The organism is Aminobacter sp. P4_D5 (genome assembly GCF_056401815.1).
Window position 1 is genome coordinate 1 of the sequence record NZ_JBFUIP010000265.1, and the last position, 5,189, is coordinate 5,189.

General features: G+C 61.4%; 6 protein-coding genes and 1 tRNA gene. 4 read left to right on the forward strand and 3 right to left on the reverse strand.

Features of this window, described 5'->3' with window-relative positions; translation table 11 throughout:
- A partial coding sequence (gene tig / locus AC1DWF_RS30015) for a trigger factor (RefSeq protein ID WP_476842421.1) occupies positions 1–1,188 on the reverse strand: 1,188 nt, incomplete at its 3' end.
- Positions 1,189–1,528: 340 nt separating this feature from the next.
- On the opposite strand from tig, the gene AC1DWF_RS30020 reads away from it, so the two are divergent.
- Positions 1,529–1,613, forward strand: a tRNA-Leu gene (locus AC1DWF_RS30020).
- A 121-nt stretch (positions 1,614–1,734) separates the two neighbouring features.
- Positions 1,735–2,904 (forward strand): glycosyltransferase, encoded by a 1,170-nt coding sequence (locus AC1DWF_RS30025; protein WP_476786854.1) that lies wholly within the window; start codon positions 1,735–1,737, stop codon positions 2,902–2,904.
- 27 nt (positions 2,905–2,931) lie between these two features.
- Here AC1DWF_RS30025 and AC1DWF_RS30030 read toward each other — a convergent pair whose 3' ends face one another.
- Both AC1DWF_RS30030 and AC1DWF_RS30035 read right to left on the reverse strand, forming a co-directional pair.
- On the reverse strand, positions 2,932–3,540 hold the full coding sequence (locus tag AC1DWF_RS30030; protein WP_476786853.1) for a GDYXXLXY domain-containing protein: 609 nt from the start codon (positions 3,538–3,540) through the stop codon (positions 2,932–2,934).
- Entirely contained in the window at positions 3,537–4,640 is a 1,104-nt protein-coding gene (locus AC1DWF_RS30035; RefSeq protein WP_476787713.1) for a DUF2157 domain-containing protein, read from the reverse strand. Before AC1DWF_RS30035 ends, AC1DWF_RS30030 begins: the two co-directional genes overlap by 4 nt.
- Before the next feature lie 223 nt (positions 4,641–4,863).
- Between AC1DWF_RS30035 and AC1DWF_RS30040 the strand changes: the two genes are divergently transcribed.
- Positions 4,864–5,004 (forward strand): YjiS-like domain-containing protein, encoded by a 141-nt coding sequence (locus AC1DWF_RS30040; protein WP_476842420.1) that lies wholly within the window; start codon positions 4,864–4,866, stop codon positions 5,002–5,004.
- Positions 5,005–5,055: 51 nt separating this feature from the next.
- Positions 5,056–5,189 (forward strand): DUF1127 domain-containing protein (locus AC1DWF_RS30045; RefSeq protein WP_476842422.1); only part of this gene is annotated, 134 nt, incomplete at its 3' end.

The following is a 5,189-nucleotide window of genomic DNA, read 5'->3' on the forward strand; positions in this document are numbered from 1 at the left end:
CTGCTGCTGGCTGCCCGGGTAGCGGCGAACCGTGTCGAACAGGCCGCGCTGCAGCTCTTCGTCGGAAACCGTSACGCCRGCCTTCTCGCCGATCTCRGCGAGAACCAGACCCAAGCGCACGCGGCGCTCGGCCAGGCGCTGGTATTCGGCGCGKGCYTCTTCTTCCGTCGTCTCTTCGTCGGCGAAGSTGCGGCCRGCRRYTTCSAGATCRCGGGTGACCTGGCTCCAGATGTTGTTGAACTCGGCTTCGACGAGCTTCGAGGGMGCCTCGAACTTGTAGGAGCCGTCGAGCTGGTCGAGCAGCTGGCGCTTGACCTTCTGGCGCGTCATGGCGCCGAACTGATTCTCGATCTGGCCACGAACGATGTCGCGCAGCTTCTCGAGCGACTCAAGGCCGAGGTTCTTGGCGGTTTCGTCATTGACCTCGAGCTTGCCCGGGGCAGCGATTTCCTTGACGGTGACGTCGAAGGTCGCTTCCTTGCCGGCCAGATGGGCAGCCTGGTAGTTTTCCGGGAAGGTGACGGTGACGAGCTTCTCGTCGCCGACCTTGGCGCCAATCAGCTGGTCTTCGAAGCCGGGGATGAACTCCTTGGAGCCGAGCACCAGCGGCTGGTCGCCACCCGTGCCGCCGTCGAAAGCGACGCCGTCGATCTTGCCGACATAGTCGATCGTGACGCGATCGCCTTCAGCGGCCTTGCCGGTCTTGGGCTCGTAGGAGCGAGCCGATTCGGCAACGCGGTTGACCTGCTCGTCGATTTCGCTTTCCGGAACGTCATAGACCGGACGCGACACCTTGATGTCGGCAAAGTCCTTGATCTCGATCGCCGGGATGACTTCGTAGCTCAGCGAGAACTCGAAGTCGGAACCGCCAGCGAGGATCTTCTCGGCTTCCTTCTCGTCTTCCGTCATCGTCACGTCAGGCTGCATCGCAGCCTTTTCGCCACGCTCGGAAATGATCGTGCGGGCGGAATCGGTCAGGATCTCGTTGACGACTTCGGCCATGAACGACTTGCCGTAGACCTTGCGCAGGTGCTGCATCGGCACCTTGCCTGGGCGGAAGCCATTGATGCGGACCTTGTTCTTGGCATCCGAAAGCCGCTTGACGAGTCGGGCTTCCATGTCGCCGGCAGGAACCRAGACCTTGATCTCGCGCTTGAGGCCGGAGTTGAGCGTTTCGGTGACCTGCATCATCAAACCTTTGTTTTCACGTATGGCGCGGGTGGACGGCGTCCTGCCGTTCAGCCTGCCGGAATTCGTTTGCCGGGGGTGGCTTCAAGTTCGCAAATCGGTATCCGGATCCGCCATTTGCGGTCGTTTGCTCCGCCGTCACCCGAGGATTTCGATAAGCTGTTGTTATTTCGACTTCTTATCGCATCCTGCAGCGACGGGTACTTGCGTCCTATCTCATTCGACAGGCCTTTTGTCACAGGCGAGGCCAATTTTCAACTATCTTCGCCGTTTCTCCCAGGTGAGCTGGTTTCAGCTGTGAGATTGACAGAATGATGGCAGCGTGGGATTGGCGATCCATGCGGATGTGGCGGAACTGGTAGACGCCCTGGATTTAGGTTCCAGTGCCGAGAGGCGTGTAGGTTCGACTCCTATCATCCGCACCAAAGACGCTCTGCCCGGCGGACATTGAAACCTCGTATCGAGAGTGATTCAGCCGTGCACCAAGCAGAAAATCTCAAAGCCGCAATCAGCGACGCAAATAGCTGTCCCTCTTCGCGGCGTACCTTGCTTGTCGCCACCGATGCCGCGTGGCCGCCCATATCAGGCGCGGAATTGCGCAACTGGCAAAATGCCCAGGCGCTTGCCGGGTTGGGCGATGTGCTCGTTGCCTCGGTCCACCAACCACCTTTGCCCGCGAATCTCAACGACAGTAGAATAACGACCTTGGCACTGGCCAACGCCGCTGAGGCGGCAACGTCCCCGCGCCTTGCCAGGCGCCAGACCCCGATCGACACGCGCATCCCACAGGTGGCGCTTGCCCGGCTGCTTGAAGCAGCGCGCGACTTCAGGCCGGATACCATCGTCGTCGAAGGCATCCCGCTGTTTGCCCTGATCGAGCACCTGCGGCCGATGGCGCCAACGCTTGTGCTCGATATGCACAACATCGAGTCGGACCTGGCCCGGCAAATGATGCCGAAAACGAGTTGGCTGGCCGGGCTGTTCTCCAAGAAAACACGCCAGGTCAGGCGCATGCGCGACATGGAATTGAAGTCGCTTCGCATGGTCGACAGAGTCTGGGTCTGTTCCAAACAGGATCGAGAAAGACTGCGCGGCCTATCCGGTGGCCGCACCATCGCGGATGTGATTCCCAATGGAATTCCCCGCTTCGAGCTCATCCCCGAAACGCTGGTCAGCCAGCCCGCTATGATCAACGACCAGCCGACCCTGCTGTTTATCGGCCACCTCAACTATGCGCCGAACATCGAGGCGGCACGTCGGCTGGCAACGCAGATCCTGCCCAGGCTGCAAGCGACACTGGGCGGCGCGAAGCTGATCGTCGCCGGGCGCAGCCCCAACCGCGCGCTGAACGATCTCGCCGCGCTGCCCGATGTCGAGTTGATCGCCAATCCGGACGACCTGTCTGAACTTTACCGCCGCGCCCACCTGACCATCGTGCCTCTGATGACCGGCGGCGGCACGCGCCTGAAAATTCTTGAAGCGATGGCATGGGGGCTGCCGGTAGTGGCAACGCGGCTTGCCGCCGAGGGCCTCGAACTGATCGACGGCGTCGACATCGACTTTGCCGAGTCCGACGAGGAGCTGGCCGCCCGTGCAGCGGCCCTGTACACGGACCCGGTTCGGCGCGAGGCACGTCGGCTCCGCGCCCGCGAAACGGCTGCCCAGTGGTTCGGCCCTACTGCAGTCGAAGCAGCCGTGAGGGCAAGCCTGCTCTAGCGATTGGCTGCTGCCCTGTGGGCCGCTTCAGTAAAGCGGCTCTTGGAAAAGCATGGTGTCGCCGTCCATCAGCGCCTTGATCTGGCCGCTGCCGTCTTTGGCAATCGCGACCTTGATGCCGAAGCTGCGCAACGCGGGCTCAGCGCCAAAGTTGCGCTTGCGCATCTCCTCCTCGATCGCCAGCCCCTCGCCTTCCGGCACATAGTAGCGCTCGATGCCGTAGTCGACGCTGATGGTCGAACCTGGCGTCAGGCTCCAGCCATCGGAAACGTGTCCCACTATGTCGACTTCGTCTGCGCCAGCTTGTGTCGCCGCAGTTCCCAGCCAAGCCGAGGTTGCGCGCCAATAACCATCGGCATCCTTCTTCAAGCGCACGACAATAGGCCCTTCGGCCGTCGCCAGCTCCCCCTGGGGCAGGTTGGCGATTTTCTCCACCTCAATGCGCGAGATGTCATAGCCCAGCCGGACATAGTCACCGCGCAGCAGGTCGCGCGGGTCGACCGGTTCGACCTTGAGCAACACTTCCTTGCCGTGGCGAAGGATTGTGGCACGGCCAGCGATCATCCAGCCGAGGAAACCGATCTGCGCCAATGCGAGCAGGACTGCAGCGATGACGAGCTTGTAGCGAGGCATCATGCTGCTCCTTGAGTCGGCTGGGGCTTCATCCGCCGTTCGATGCGGATGATCGTATAGGCGAGGCCGGCGAGAATTATTGCGGCTGCGAAGAAGAAGCCTGCGGTGCCGAGCATCGAGCCAACCGTGACCAGGTAGACAATCGCCAGTTCGAAGGCGAAACCGAGATAGGCGATCCAGCGCAAGGCTCGGCTCTCGCGCCCAAGGAGGATGATTGCTGCTGCAATGACGGCCAGCGCCCCGGCTGCGGCAATGACAAAGCCCTGCTCGTCGAACCGGTCGACTTGCACCATGGCCATGCCGGTCAGGAAGCCGATCAGGGCATGCAGCGGCAGCCGGCCGCCAAGCTGGACGAGGCGTTCGGACAGTGCGGGCGCCAGTGCGGCAACGGCCAGCAGGGCTGCGGACACCAGCGAGAGCACCAGTCCCACCTCAAGCGTGTCGTAGTGAATGCCGAGCAATACCGCATAGAAGATGAGAGAAAGCACAATGAGATGTCGGGCGGCACGGCTTTGCGTCCACAACGACAGCACCCAGAACACCGCCATGAACGCGACGAAGAAATGCGGCAATGCCTCGCGGCGGAAGATCTCGAAGCCCTTGAGCGCTAGCCAGGCATCCGCGATGCCGACGGCCGCCACCGTCAAGGCGTTGGAGCGGAGCGCGGCAGCCGCAATCGCCGTGCCGACGCACCAGGTGACGATGGCCACGGCTTCGTCACCGGAGAAATGATACATCTGGCCGATCAGCGCGATCGAACCGCCAAAGGCCGCAGCCGCGATCAGCCATAGGGCTTCGGCGAAACCGCCATGGCCGCGTTCTTTGAGGACGGCGCCGCCGACATAACCGGCAAAGATGACAGCAAACAAAGCGCCGACGCGCGCAACGCGCGGGATCGCCTCCCAATTGGCGGCAACGAGAATGAGGATCGCGGCAGCAAACAGAAGTGCCGCCATGATCGCCAGGATCGAACCGAAGTTGAGACCGTTGCGTTCGTTTGCTTCGACATCGCGGACAAGCACGTCTGCAGTCGCGCGGTCGAGGAGCCCGCTGTCGACCCAGCGCGCCATGTCGCTCTTCACCTTGGTGGCATAGCTCGCCATAAGTCGCATCCCTCTGCCACAGCCGCCGATATCAGGCCCAAGGCGTTGTCATTATGGCGAATTTCAGATTCGGTCACAATTATGACCGAAGGCTTAATGCCCATTAATGCTGCAATGCACAAAACGCATTGCTGCCATGCGAGCATAGCGCTTCAATTTTGGGCAAGGGCATCCTATYTACGCCCCGTACACAGAAGAGAAAAGAAGACGAAGGGAAACGAAGATGAACCTGATCCGCAATTACCGCAACTGGCGCCGCTACCGTGAGACTGTCTCCGAGCTGAGCCGCCTGTCGAACCGTGAACTGACCGACCTTGTCATCACCCGCAGCGACATCCACTTCGTCGCGCGTATAGCCATCTAACCGAAACCGGGTCCACTGGACCCACCTGTCCGAACCGAAAAGAGAACTAAAATGAACTTGCTCCGCACTTACCGTAACTGGCGCGCTTATCGCGAGACGGTGAACGAGCTTGGCCGTCTGTCGAACCGCCAGCTTGCCGATCTCGGCATCAATCGTGGCGAGATCCAGTCGATCGCCCGCCGCGC